At 54.9% G+C, this 15,014-nt stretch carries 4 protein-coding genes; 3 read left to right on the forward strand and 1 reads right to left on the reverse strand.

Features of this window, described 5'->3' with window-relative positions; translation table 11 throughout:
* Positions 1 to 28: 28 nt before the first annotated feature.
* Complete coding sequence (locus WC772_03560; protein ID MFA6169831.1) at positions 29 to 2,458, forward strand: hypothetical protein; 2,430 nt, start codon at positions 29 to 31, stop codon at positions 2,456 to 2,458.
* A 17-nt stretch (positions 2,459 to 2,475) separates the two neighbouring features.
* Positions 2,476 to 4,665: a hypothetical protein gene (locus WC772_03565; GenBank protein ID MFA6169832.1), complete on the forward strand. Its 2,190-nt coding sequence runs from the start codon at positions 2,476 to 2,478 to the stop codon at positions 4,663 to 4,665.
* Between the two features lie 34 nt (positions 4,666 to 4,699).
* Here WC772_03565 and WC772_03570 read toward each other — a convergent pair whose 3' ends face one another.
* A complete protein-coding gene (locus WC772_03570; GenBank protein MFA6169833.1) occupies positions 4,700 to 5,557 on the reverse strand; it encodes a serine/threonine-protein kinase in 858 nt (285 codons plus the stop codon).
* A 229-nt stretch (positions 5,558 to 5,786) separates the two neighbouring features.
* Here WC772_03570 and WC772_03575 point away from each other — a divergent pair, with 229 nt between their 5' ends.
* Positions 5,787 to 14,975, forward strand: coding sequence for a hypothetical protein (locus WC772_03575; GenBank protein MFA6169834.1), 9,189 nt, complete (start codon positions 5,787 to 5,789; stop codon positions 14,973 to 14,975).
* The last annotated feature ends 39 nt before the right edge of the window (positions 14,976 to 15,014 follow it).

Raw genomic sequence — 15,014 nt, forward strand, 5'->3', positions numbered from 1 at the left:
CGTTTTTTTGTTTTTAGGAGGAGATTAAATGGCAGCTTGGGGAGTTAACGGCGAAGCAAATGGAGCCCACTTAAGTACCTGGGGAAGAACCCAGGGACATGGTAACACGGTCAAAGGAATAGTTGATTTCGTTGACAATACTGGCATTCCGGTTTATCTAAACACGGATAAATCGGTTGGTTTTGAAAAACGGGATGATCGCCAAGTCCCAGCCGCCCAGATCAGCGCCGCTTCCCGGGAAATGGGAAAAGTCACCTACAATCAAGAAAATGTCGGCAAAGCGTTAACCAATCTCAAAACCACCCTTAGTGGCTCTTCCAATAAATACGATCTTGCTAAAGTCAAAGCCGAACTGGCAAAAAAAGGGATCAGTCTTGAAGCCCTAGATCGGCTCGGCGCACAAGGGTTAACTGGGGATGCTCTGATCGAAGCCGCTTTAAAAGAAGCCGGAATTGATAGTAAGGACTGCTTCTCCACTTCATACAATGACAAACTAGCCGCTTTTGATGAAGCAGGGACAGAGTTAAAAACCGCCTTGGCCGCTTACAATGCTAATAAAAACCAAACGACACTCGCCACTTTGATCAAAGCCAAAGATAACCATGAAATCGCCCGCGCTGCAATAGGAAATCCTGCGCTTGATGGCGACAAAAAAGAAGTCTGGGCCAAAACGGCTGAAGCTCTTTCCGCCGCTCAAACTCCCACCACAACGCCAGCTAGAACGGCCCCGGCTCCCGTCGCCGCAAAACAACCAGCCCCACCGGCCGGATTGAACGATAACGGCCGGGCAATCTGGCTCTTTGTTTACAACCAGACCGGAGGGAAAGTCAACCTCGACATCAAAGCGACCCGTGAGATCGCCAAAGACGGCGCCATCGATGCCGATGAAGCCGGCAAATACGGCATCAACATGGTCGTGTTCGACGGGGTTGACAACGGGATGCTCGACAGCACGACCCGCGCCGCCGGAGCCACTGTCGGCGACCGGAAACTAGATGCCGCTGAACTCGCCCATTACAATAAAGTCGTCGAAGAGCTCGCCCAACGGACCGGCAAAACCACCAAAGAAATTTACGCCGCTTACCAAACCGCTAAATACCTGGTCAATGTCGACCTCCGCGAGGTCAGCTCCCGGATCGACAATCTTAGCGCTCTGGTCAAAGGCGGGAACATCGATTTTGCCAAGATCAAAGATGGCGACACCGCCGAGATCGAACGGTTAAAAACTCTGTTGGGCAAAGACGTCCATACCGATATCCTCAAGAATATCGTCGAACAGATCAAAGCGGGCCGGATAACCAGCGCCGAACAGCTCAACAAGTACTTCTTCAACGCCATGATGGGAAGCCTGACCGGCGAGTTCGAGTTCTGGGGAGTCGCAGACTTCGGCAAGCTGGCCAACATCGGGCGCTACGCTCCGCGCGCCGGCAAGAGCGGCGACGACCTCTCGACCTGGCTTAGGACCGGCAAGTCGCCGGAAGCGGAAGGGACAAGCGGCGCCGGCCAGGACGGCGAAGGTTATCGCAAGGCCATGACCGCCCTCCAGGAAAAGGGGAAAACTTATAATGACGCTGTTGCCGTTTATTCCTCCGGCGAGCACTCCGCGGTCCTGAAGGGGAATCCACAAGCCATTGAATTTGTTGTTGATCTGGCCATCAAAGAAGGTAAATATTCCGACTTGATCGAGTTCCTCAAGGGACAAACCCTGTCCGCGGAACAAAAAAGCGATATCTACCGCAAGATCGTCGAAAAACAGACCCAAAAGATCCAGGATAAGCTTGGGGCTTCTCCTCCCGACTTAAATGGAGCAAAGACGGAACTGGAGAACCTGAAAACTCTGGTCGCCTCCATGGGAACGGAAGGAACAGGCCACCAAGGACAGGTCTATTCAATAACCTTGACCATCGCTATGCAGTTGGCCCAACGAGCTCTTGGAACGGATAAGCAAGATGCCTATGCCTTGATCGAAATTATTCCTGAAGGCGCCGAATTCAATCACGGCCGGGACCAAAACGCGGTCACCATTCATGGCCGATTGGAAGCCCGGTTTGCCTTGGCCGCTTCGATCAAGGACAAAGAGCCGATGACTAATTTCCTCGCCACTTTGCCAGCGGGAACGACCGCAACTCAAAGGGCCTACGCCCATTATTATCTGGCCAAAGCCGGGGAAACTCCGCGAGAAAAGAAAGCGTTGGAATCAACCCTTGCGCTTTATAAAAAGTCGGCTGAAGCGATTAAGGATGACGCTTCGCCGCAAGCCGATTTGTTAAGGACCAAGCTTGAAACGGAAATGGGACAATTAATCGACGCTTACAATCGCAGCCATCAAACAGACTCGCAACATACTTTACAAGGATTGCGCGATAAATATATTAATAAAATGCCGCGTCCCGGCAGTCCCGCAACCTCCGCACCGGTAGGCGGTGGAGGTGGGGGCGGCAGCGCGGACATTCCTTAATTAGGTGAGGTAAAAAAATGACAATTGGCGGACTTGGCGGTTGGCTCAATATCCCTAGTCCAAAGGATGTGTGCAGGAAGGTTGGAATCTGCTCCACCGATCCGCTTGATGCCCCGCCCCCTCTCCCTCCCTCTCCACCAGCCGTAAGCGCTTCCGGCACGCCGCCGGCACCGCTCGCTCAAACCGACGAAGGGACCTTATTTGCTACTCCTTGCGTCCAGGTTGAAACGCAAGTCGGAACCGTAAAAGAGAACCGGTTTTTCCAAAACGGCGCCCCTCTCTCCGTCGGCGGAAGCTGCCCGGCGGCGGTACCGGCGGCGACAATTACCGCCGCGCTCATTAACGGCGTTGACACAAACAACCTTCGGGATTCCCTCCTGACCGCCTATAAAAAGCTCTGGGGAGAAGAAGAAGGCCCGCGCAAATTTGCCGGGCGGCGCTGGAATATAACCGATCTGATCAAGGAATACAACGACCTTCGGTTCTCAACCGACCAACAGACCAGGTCCGCCTTTACTCCCGCGCTGGGGGCCCTGCACGCGGCGCTGAAAAAAATACAAGAGAACGCTCAAACCGCGGGCAACACCAATCTGGCTCAAAGGATCAGCAATGAAGGGTTCAATTATCTGCCGCCGCTCGATCCAACCAAAACTTATGGCCGCCGGGAATTTTTTGCCGCGATCGGCGACGCCGACGGTTCGATGCAAGACGACATCGCGGAATTGTACGGCCCGGCAAAGAGTAAAAAACTTGACGACCCCTGGTCTTTAACCCGCTTTTTGAAACTATCCGTCTATATAAACGATCGGCAGAAAACTCCGGCTTTCGCCGATAAGACCAAAGAATTGCTCCCGGCCATGCGCGCCGTCATAGACCGGCTCGTTCATCTAACCGCCGGGGATACCGAGACCTTTTTTAACCAGTTCGGCAACGATGGCGCCCAGCTTAAAGCCGCTATCGGAGCCATTTACGGAAAAAACAGCGACAAGAAAATGGCCGAAGCCTGGACCAGCGATCGCTTCATCAAATTATACGTTTATTTAATCGACCATCAGAGCAATCCTTCGTTTCGCGATAAAACCGCGGAAATTATGCCGTTATTTACGGCGGTTTTTACCGATAGGATTAAGACGGCCGCCCCTCAAGCCGCTAATCCGGCCAATCGATCGTCTCTGGCCCCGTTGGCCAGCGACCAGTTTTTTGCCCAATTTGGTGAAGGCGGCAATTCCTTGAGAAGCGCGATCTCCGCTATTTACGGCTCGGCGGCAGCCAACAAAATGGAACAATTATGGACCGTCGCCCGCTTCACTAAACTGTATCGATACGCCATCGAACGACAAAACAATCCGACCGATAAAGATAAAATGGCCACCGCCCTCCCCCTGATGCGCCAGGCCCTTTTCCAGCTTTTGGCCAAGGCTCAACCAACGGCCGGCCAACCGGCCCCGACCGAACCAAGCCCGGCGATCGCCCAGATCGCTCCGCTCCTAAAAGTCGGGGAGTTCGACGCGACAACCTTTCAGGCCGTGGTAACGAACACCATTGAAGCGCTCGCCCGCGACCACAAAAAAGAGGGCCCTCCGCTGTTTGACGCCAACAAGATCAAGGCCGACCCGCGCTATAAGGCGCTGCAGGCCTTGATGAGAACGGACTCCTTCATGAACCCTGAATTCGCTAAGGAAGGGAACCCGGTTAAGGCTCAAATCGCGGGCTGGAAAGACAACCGGGAGCTTGGCCGCGGTTGTCTCGCGATCTTTACGACTCTCTATTCGACAACGGCCGGCCAGCCAACGATTATCGACGGGACGACCAACCCCGCCATGATCGCCAGCTTGGGCATCATGACGGAAAATGCCGCGGCGGACGCCGCCGCGATCAACACCGCCGCCGGGATTGTGGCCGCCGCGGAAACGCCGGCGCCGGTTACCGGCCCAACGGCCGGATCGGCCGTTCCGGCAGGAACTGAAGTCAGAAGAGACGTCAATAACGTGGAATACGCGAGATATACCGATGGTAAATTCTATACGATAACCCCTGACGCCAACGCTAAATGGGGAGCCGAATATACCGATAAGAAAGCCCCCAAACCCGGCACCCGCTGCTACAATCCAATAACCGATCGGGGAAACAATTTATGGACCGCCACCGGCGACGACGGGAAAGAGTATATTATCAGCTATAACAATTGGACGAATACGGCCCTTTAACAGCCGACGCGGGAATAGAAAAATCAGTGGGGAATCAACAATAGCTGTCGCGCAATTTGATCAAATCGGACCGAAACTGCTCAAGCGTCGATCTTCCTTCTTTAGTCGGGCGAGCCGCTTTAAAAAGAACGGTCGCGACATCACGAGGAATGAACTGCGACTCAAAGGCCGCGTTGATCATTAACTCCCGGCGCTGTCTTAGAAAACCATTTTTCCCATTGAGCAATTCAACCAGGGTCAAACACGTCGAGAAAACATCGGCTTTTTCGTCTATTTTGCCTTGCTCGACCTGTTCCGGCGAGGAAAACAATAATGTCCCTTTCTTCGCCTTTTCCCCCGCCGAGACCGCTTGACCAAAATCAATAATTTTGATCGTACCGGTCTTTGCGTCATAAAATATATTTTCCGGCTTGATGTCGCCATGGACCATCTTTTGTTCTTTGATCAGGACGAGCGCATCACATATTTTTATCACGATATCAAGGGCTTCGGTAAGCGGCAATCGCTTTCTCTCGCTGAGAATATCATGCAAAGTTTGTCCGCCAGCTCGTTCAAAGATTATATAAACATTCCCGTCATCGCCCTTTTTAACGCCGTAAGACCTGACCAGTGGGATAGAGTTGTCAGCAAAATCAACGTTCCGGCCGCGATATGTCAGCTGATAATTATTAAGCGCCTCGGAGATAAGATCGGTCTTGACTTGTTTAGCAACCAAGCCGATCCCCGTTATTCGATCGACAACGCTGTAAACCACCCCATTGCCGCCCGAGCCTATTTCATTTCCCCGCACAAAGCGGCCGCCAATAACAATAGAACGCCCCTGGCTGGATAACGAATTACCCACCGCAGCGGGAGCGTGGCTCTGATTGACTTTATTTAAACCGACTGCCATCTTATTTACTTATCGTTAAAAACTACCCTAAACTTGCGGTCTTTTCTTCTATCCCCCAGCTTTCGCCCCCCCCCCCTCTTCCCAACACAAGTTTTTTGCTATAAAATTCGATAAATATATAGATGGGATGAGGTCTTGGCTTGCCTGTTGCTAAGATAGTTCCAAGTTGTTGGTTTATCTCAACAGGCTTGTCATAATATTTGACAAGTCTGTTTTTTTAGGAGGAGAAATGGGAGACGCAGAAATCAGGCCTTCAGTCAGTCGACCGAGCGCCCCAACCGGGCCGACCATTTTTGGTCCGGGCGGCCCCACCCCGACCTTTAGCAGTGAGCTCCCCGCGATTTACGCGGTCAACTACGCCGAGCCCTTAACTCAAGGAAATATAACCGACCGGGAAAAAGAGGACTGGCAAAAACTGTTTGCCCGCCTCGGCATCACTGCCGCCATGAACCCGATTATGGGACTGATGGGAAGCGGCGGCCTTAACGCCCAGAGCCTGCAAACATTAAACCCGGCCGACCGCGGAGCCGCGATCGTCTTTGTCCGGACCCTGGCGGCTGACGCCGGCTATTCTTCCCACGTCCTCTGTAACTGTTTTGACGACCTGGCCCCACTCCTCTCCACTTTAAAAACCGACATCGAAAAACTTGAGTCCGGCAAACGACCCTCGTATTTGACCGCCGCCGACTGGGATAAAAACTCCAAGACCATCTCCCTCAACTTGATCCGGCATCTTTTCCTGCTCTCGTCCCAGCGGATCTCCTCCACTCGCGCCTTCAACGACGGGTTAGCCCGGGGAACCAGGGCCATCGTCGACTATTCTTCCCCAAATTCGCCTTTCGCGATCTCCCGCCCGCTTGATCGGGCGAACAATCCGGCCATTACTTCCGACTTTGTTGACCCCAAAGGCCAGGTTTTCGAGGTCCCTGATCCTAACTCCCCGCTCGGCGGGTTCCTCCGCTCCACCCTGACCGGCGCGACCGGCGACAGCCTCTCGGCCGCGACCTTCTCGGCTCGGCTGACTGAATTCGGCGGCCGCGCTTACACCGAAAAGATGCAGGAGATTAATACCGCCGTCAGCCGTCTGCCCGGCGCCGGCACCACCCGGGAACAGCAGGTTATCCGCCATGCCGAGGCGCAGGTCGAACTTAAACGGCTTCACGGGCAGGTTGAAACCCAGCTGCAAAACGCCAGCCTTAACGCCGCGCTCCGGGCATTCGCCACCGGTAAATTCACCGATCAACGGATAAGGGAAAGTTTTATCGCAACCTTTAATTCACAGCCAACCTTCGAGAAACTTTCTTTCCTCCTTCGCTACCAGACAGAAATCGTCGCGAACAGTCCGTCGGGCGAAAAGGGAGGCTTGGTCAATACTTTTGCTCAACTTGCCAAACTCCGCGGCGAGATCGTCGCTTTCGGCCGGACCCAGGGCCACCGGGTCTACAGTGAAGCGACCGGCAGCGGCTTTACCGTTGAACAGCTTCAAAGCCAATTCCACTCCCCCCTCTTTCAAGCCCAGTTCAGCGGTTTGACCCAGGACTACCAGCGGGAGTGGGGAGAGCTCAATGTCGTCGAAAGAATGATGTCGGAAGCCGCCACCAAACTCCCCGGTAAATTCGAGCTCGACACCACCAAAGAGCTCATCGCCAAATTTATTCGGACCGCCGGCCTGATCCCAAATTCAGGGGTCACGCTCCCCACCCAATTTCAGCGCTGGGAAACGCTCTCCATTCCAGAAAAGATCGCCGCCCTTCGCCAGGCGCAAACAATGATCCAGTCGGCTTCGGAAAAGAGCCCCGGCTTTTTCCGCAACTTCGGCCTCTACGCCTACAGCGCGGAAACCGGACTGATCCGCGACGGCCAACCGCTCCCCAATTTCGTGGCGCTTAAAGCCGATCTGGAAAACCTGGAGAAAGAATTAAAAGACGGCCGGGCGGCCCTGACCCGCCTTGAAAAGCGGGCTTATTACGTGGAACAAAAAGCGGTCACCCGGAACGGCCGGCTGGAAAACGTGGTCCTTGTTTCGGTCGGCGCCGAAGTGCCGCGCGAAGCCCTTGCTTCCGTCGGCCGGTATCTGACTTCGACCCTTCACCTGGCGATCTTCGGTGATGAAGCCAGCCGCTTAAGCCAAGAGCTGAATTCCTCCGTCTCACAACTGGGAGGTTCGACCAAGTCCTTTGCTGATCTGGCCAAAGAATTGGCAAAGGTCAGAAAAGACAAAGGAGACGAGAATTGGCTACCTCCCGGCAACGCGATCGCGGTCAGCCTTCTTGACCGGGCGCTCAAAGCTGATAAAGCTCTGCGCGAACACTCAGACAAATACACCCCGCCACCAGTGACCGCTTCCCTTCTGGAGCGGATCGGCCAATTATTTAAAAACTACCGGGAAGTTTTTGCCTATAATCAGGAGGCAACGATCAAGCCCGACCTACCGATCAATGGACAACTTCTCCCCGGTCTTACCTGGGAAAGTCTGGTCAATATTGAAATCGCGGTCGATGGGAACAAACCGGAGGAGGCGGCAACCGCTTACCTGAAATCAGCCGGGAGCCTTGACCGGCAAGCCATCACGAACTTAAATTCCCTCCGAACGGCACGAACCACTCGCGCACTTTCTCCGGATGAAATAGCCAGCCGACGGCTTTCGACCGAAGCGCCGCTCTTCCGCTCTTTCCTCGACTCACAAGAACAGCTCAATGCCATGATGATTAGGGCTTTAAATGATTACGGCGCCGGAAATAAGGTCGGCTTAAATCAGGCCCTCTCAATCTACCGGGATTTTGTCAGCGGAAAATTTTCGATCGCCGTCCTCCGCCCGCAAACCGGCGACGCCCAGGAGCAGTATTTCCTTTTTGAACCGGGGACCGGCGCCCGCCGACCGTTAACCAATGACTCGCCGGAATTAATCGTCGCCAAAGCAATGCTCCGTTTTGCCACTCCGAGTTTTGGTCAGACTACCCGGCCAACGCTGGGGGCCCACGGAGAAACAAAAGCTGATTCCCTGATCTCCGCCGCCGGCAACCCAGCGCTAAGAACGTCGGAAAAAGATCCCGGAGAAGAGGTCTCTTTTCGTTTGGCCGATTATCTCTACTCCAATACCGATACCAACCAAGAATTTGATGTTTCCAGCCGTGATTATAACGCGGCGGTCGGCCAGCTCAAAACCGCGTTGGAAGCGGCGCCGTTAAACAAACAATTTGTCCAGGCCATTCTGCTGGAACTTGGTCAGCGCTCGCAGGGCAATCCGGCCAACTTAAGACGGGAAACGCTGCTTCTGCTGGCCAGCTCAACGGAAGAGGCTTTCATGGAGGTTTTACGCGATCCGGCCCTGCGGCAAAACTTACAAGCCAATCTCCCCTCCGCCGTTAGCAAAGTTGCGGAAAAGTTCAAGGCGCTTCTGGTCAGAAAACAAACCGCCTTATTGGACAACGTAGTTAGAAGTTTTAGAAGCCAGATTGAGTCCCACCCGGAACTTAAAGCCAAGCCGGAACTTCAAGCGGTTTTGAACCAGCTTAACGCCCTGATCGCCAAAAACAAAGAAATCGTTGAAAAACAGGCCGATTTTATCAAAGACAAACTAACGATCGTTGTTTCCCAACTTTTCCAGAACCCGAGCTTGCCGATCAGTCAGCTCTTTGCCCAAGGGGACAATCCGCCACCGCAATTAGTCGCTAATATCCGGCAGATCATCACCGGGATCCTGAGCCAGGTTGCCAACGGCTATAAACCGGGGGAATGGAATAAAGGGGGACAAGCTCCGGTAAATGTGGTGCAAAATTGGACGATAATCGGTTCAGCGGAGTTTTCCAACGCCGCCAAGATCAGCATTAACTCCGTCGCGTCGGTTGAAGCCCCCAGAACCGCCGAACCGGTCTCAACCGGGAACCTGACTTACATCAGTCAATACGACGTCAATATCTGGAAAGATTACAACGACTTCGCCGATTTTAACGGCGGGGAACCGATCGCCGCTTACCGAATCGGGATCTATACCCTGTTAAGGCAAAGAGGATTAAGCGCTCATAACCCGGTTGAACAAGAAGGGCTGATCCGGGCGCAGATTACCGCGCAGGACATTGAAGACCAGGTCTATATTTCCACGTCCGAAACCTTTAACTTTTTGGGAACAAAACGCAATTTGTCGCCGGACCAGGTCGTGCTCCTTCAAAGAGTCTCCGGCTTGTTGAAGGAGAATAAGACCGCCATTAATTCTCTCGATCTCGACGAACAACGCTTAAATGATCCGGAGTACAGGCAGCAAATCCTCTCCAAGCTCTTTGTCGCTCCCGGGGTCGATAACCCCGACGCGGTCAGACAAGACGTCCTGGAAACCATCCTCATCTGCCGCGGCTTTGTCCGAACGATCGACAGCCTGGCCGAACAGGTTGAAGACGGACGTTCCCAGCTCATCAGCGTAATCAGGTCGGAAGGACGGGCCGACGACCTGGGGGCATTCAGCGTCTCCATGCGGACTTTTGGCCGCGACCTCTGGAGCCGCCTCGCTGAATATGAACAGACCGGTAGCCGCCGGGCGATCAGCAATGTGGACGATTCTCTCGTCCTTTCGTTAAAGGAACAGTTCTATCCAACAGACATTAACCACCTGCGGACCAAGCCAGCCGAGGTCAGCAGGGAGCGAAGCGAATTCCTCTCTTCCGGCCGGATCGACCGTGATTTTCTCCTCCATCTGATTGACGACTACGGTTTTCTATTCGGCTCATCGCTGATGCAGATCTCGATCGGCGCCCTCCCCGCCCCAATCGACGCCACCGATCGGACCTCCATGATCAACCGGAACCCGCTTTTAACCGGACTGCTCGGTGATCAACAGCAAAGATTAGCGGTTTTGCGCCAATATATTGAGAGCAGAAGCAATGTTGAGTGGGGGACCCTTAACGTCACCGCCGCCGACGATCGCGAAACCGCCCTGGTCAAGTTTCTCGTCCAGGGAGTGGTCCGCTTCTGCAAACCGGAAAATAAGCGCGAAAGGGGCGGAACAGTTGACCGCTTTGTTTCGGCTAACGCCGTCCCGTTCCGGCAGTCGAGCGTGGAATCGGTCCTCGACCGGGCGGCCCAACCCCTGGCCCGAATGATCAAGGCCGATCTGCTTCAGCGGGGCGCCGCCGGCGGAGGAATCGCCTGGCAATCCGGAGTTACCTTAACCGACGCCGAACTAAATGTCGCTGTTTTAAACAGCGTCGCTAATCTTTTCGAGAGATTCATCAGCGAAATGCTGGCTAAAGATCCAGGCTCTCCCCAACAGCAAGGGATCTTGTTGGCGATCGACCAGTCTCACTACAAGTTTCCAGCCGGCGTTACCAACACCGACGAAAAGATCGCCCACTTGCGAACTTACGTTGCTGCTTTGCGTCAGCAAGTCGCTAGCGGCCAGGGAATCAGCTTTAACCCAGCGCTCCCCCGGTTAAGCCGCGACCCGGTCCAAGAAGCGGTCAATGTTTACATCACCACCATCCTCCCCCTCATGGGAATGGACTCCAGCGAAACCGGTGAAGGGGGGATCAACTTCGCCCTGGCCATACGGCAAGCGGTAACCGAGGCGGGAGGAGGAACAAAAACGACCGGAGAAAAAGTCGAATTGAGGGTCCTGAATTTCTCTTCCGGTGAAGAGACCCTCCACGCGACCAGCGCCTTTGCTCATGTCCCGACCAAAACCGGCGGCCTGCTCGACGACATTCTTGACCAAGTGACCGGTGAAACCGGCCGCCCCTTGAGCGCCAGACACCGGTTCGTCGGCCGCGACGCCGAACGCTGGCTGGACCGCAACCCGCACAACCGCCTGGCCAATGTTTCGTTCGACGCCGCCGACACCGCGGCCAAAACCGTGCAAACAATGCTCTTTTTCAGAGGACTCCCTGTTTATGATAAAGTGACTGGTTTGATCGGTAACAGCCGCTTGATACCCAACCAAAATCTCTTTATGCGGCGCGCCGAACTTGGCGGAAAGATCACCAGAGGCGTCGGCGCGGGCGCTTTTGCCGCCGGCATGCTTCTTAATAACCGCCCCGGTGATTATCTACTGGCCGGCGGCTATGGTCTATCTCTTTTAGCCGGATCATCGGCTCAAAGGATGTCGATCATCTGGCTGACCCAGGGGACCGGCTTCTGGACCGGGCTTGGCCGACTCGGGTCTGACGCGCTGGCCGGTGATCCTTATCTGGGTGAAAACGCCAGGACCTTCGCCTACAAACAAGCGACCGCGGTCGTCGACCTGATCGGACCATTTTTCCCGCCGGTCTTGCTGGCCCAGGTTCTAAAAAACGTCTACGACGGCAACTACGACGACGCCGTCGCCAACGCCGTTGCCTTCTCCGCCACCGGCATGATGCAAGATTCATTCGCGGAGACCTACACCTTTACCAGAAGCACGCTTAGAGGGACGCTTAATCCAGCAATCGACGCTTTTATCCAGGTCTGCCAGTGGCTCAAGCGGAATCCAGGCGCCAACGCTGAAGGAACGGCTACTTTTCGTCAGGAACTTTTTGAACGCTACCAAATGGCGGAAGCGACCAAAGAGTTCTCGATCAACCCGACCCAAGAAACAATGGGAGAAATAATCCAGCGGGCCGGCCAGAAACCGGATAGCCGCTTAGGCCGCTTACTAAGAAGCTCCGGCGGCACCAGGATAGCCGAGGCCTGGAACCGGACCCTCGCCTTCAATTTCGAGAATATGCAGGAGGTTCTGCTTTCCCCCCGCCGCTTTGCTTACCGGGTTGGGAGGGGAATAATTGAAACTTACCGTCTCCACAATCCGGAGAGGATCGCTCGCGCCATGGGGCAAGGATCGCTCACCGATTACACCAAAGCCCAGCTTCACGAACAGGCCGCTTACCTGACGGAACGGGCGGTCAATCACCCGACCGAGCGGTTCAACCTGGAAATTACTATCGACGGCAGCCGGCCGACCGCCCGCCGGGGAACCCTGGCGTTCGAGGTCCAAAGCCTTAATTTTGAAACCGTTCCTCTCGAGCTCTACGGCCACGAGTACGCCGCCGCCCTGGAAGAACGGATCAACTACCAGGAAATGATCTCGCGCAGTCACAGCGGGACCCACCGCCGGGCTTTCGCCCAAATCGACACTTATTTTCAGGAACCGGCGGCCAGATTAGTCGGCAATATGCGCTCCGACCTCAAGGCCGATATCGCCAAACGGTACAATATTCCGCTCGCGGAGATCGACGGCAAATTGACCGCCGAGGTCGCTCGCCACCTGGCCAATCAGGTTGGCGACCAGTCGATCCGCGCCCTCTCTTACGGTGAAGGAAAGATCACCGGCCGCCAAATCAGCCACTTTGGCCGCGCCCGGGTCCACCTCCAGCCAACGACCGGGAGCCGCTGGTTCGGCACCTTAACCTCCGATGTCAAACGTTTATCCTCGTTCGCCCGGCTTGACGACGGCGCTTTTGCCAGAGAGGCAATGAAGCCGGAAAATCGCGCCTTCCTGGAAAGCAACGGGATCACGGACAGCCTCACCCCCTTTGAAGCTAAAGCGGAAATCATCAAGCTTTCCCGCCATCATTTAAACAGCGCCGCCCGATCGCTTGACGGCCACTCCGATTGGCGCGCTTATTGGGAACAAACTGAAGGCGGCAAAAACCTCAAATCCGAGATTGAACAGTTAAATTCCACGATCGAAGAATTTAACCGAACCAGTTTAGCGCCAAACGAGCAGATAACTCCCGTCAAGGTCAAAGAGACCGCTTTTGGTCGCTCGATTGAACAAGCAAAGGCAACCGGCAAAGCGCTTAAAAAAACCGGGACACAGTTTGCCGCGGTCATGATCGCCGCTCTCCTCGCCGAAGAGGTCCTAAAAAGCATGGGGATAAAAAACCCGGCCGCCTTGCAACTGGGAGGAATAACCACCGCCCAGCTGGCCGAATGGCGGATCAAACGAGGCGGGATTCCGCAAAGCCGGGCCGAATTAGCCAAAGATCTGCGAGGAACAGCCGCCGCCATCGCTTATACTTACCTCGCGTCGGGGCTTTACAACGGGATCCTCAACGCGGCCGGCGTTAAAAACGATTCATTTATGAGAAATCATATCGCCCAGTTAGCGGCCGGTTTAGCCGGGGCCCACGTCATTGGCCAAACGGTTTCCAGCCTGCGCGAAGACGTCACTCTGGCCAGAGCCATGATCAGAGGCGGCTTGAGGGTTACGCCGGGAACAGCCGCCGGGATCAGGGCCATGTCCATCGGTTCAGCTTCCCTGGCCGCTCTGGCTATTTTCCAAATGATCAATGATCTCGGCGTCGCCTCGATCTACAGCCAGCAAGAGCTCAATTTCCGCCTGCAAGTACACGAGGAAGGAATGAACGCGGTCGCCCGCGCGGTCTTAAACGGCGGGCCCTTTGATAAAATCGTCGGTTGCGCGATCCTTGGCTTTCTCTCCCTGCCAATGTTTGATAAACTCGGCGCGATCGCCGTCTCTTCCGGCGAAGTCAAGGTCAAGGCGGAAGAATACCTTAAAACCATCACCCAGATGCGCGACGGCACGAGAGCTCAATTACTGATGCGCTGGATGGGCGGCGAAGACGGGGCGGTCCTTAATTACGACGGCGGGCCGCGCGAGGCCGCTTTTTTCCAAAGCGTCGGGCTCCCCTTTGACGGTTTGGCTTCAGCTATGCGGACCAAGGTTGAGTTCCCAACTACCTATCGCGTTCGGGCGCACGACCTCTCTGACGGCGCCAGCGGCGTTCCCACCGATCCGAGGATGGCCGAGCGGGAAATGCCCTACCCGGAAGGGGATATTCATCTTGATGAAGCTCGGGCCTATCAATTTCTCCGCGAAAACGCCGGTAAACTAGAATATGCCGGGGCCCATCAAAGCCGGTTGACCGATGCCATCAGCCGACAATTTCCTCGGGTCGATATTCAGGATTTTATGCAGCGGGTAACGGTCAAACAGCTTCAAGACGAGATCGCAACCCTGGTCTCCAGCGACACCCGGGAAGCTGAGGATATCTTGGGCCGGACCGATAATCATCAACTACGCACCGCTTTCAACAGCGACGGCACCTTAAAAGAAGGAACGGAAGCCGAAAGCAGCCTCTCCGCCTGGCTCTTTAGCGGTAAGCCGCAGGAATTCCAAATGGCAATCCTGCGCGACCGGCAGATGAGACGCTTCAGCGAGCTCCTGGCTGGAGCGATGCCAACCGAAGCAGATATCAAGCTTGGTTTTGCCGCCGCAAACGGGCAAATCAACACCAGCCATGAGCTCTACCAGCCATTCCAAAAAGGGATAACGGAGACCATGGGCGAGGTAATAAAATTCGCGCAATTAATGGATGGAACACTTCAACCAACCCAAGCGGACCGGGAAGCCGGCTACGTCTCAACTAACGGAGAGATCAATCAGCAGCATCCGTACTATTTAATGCTTAGTCGGGCGCAACAAACATAACTTTGGGTGGGGCAGCGAAAAACAGGCTCGTTGCTCCGC

This window comes from Candidatus Margulisiibacteriota bacterium (assembly GCA_041661965.1).
Taxonomy (GTDB): domain Bacteria; phylum Margulisbacteria; class WOR-1; order O2-12-FULL-45-9; family XYB2-FULL-48-7; genus XYB2-FULL-45-9.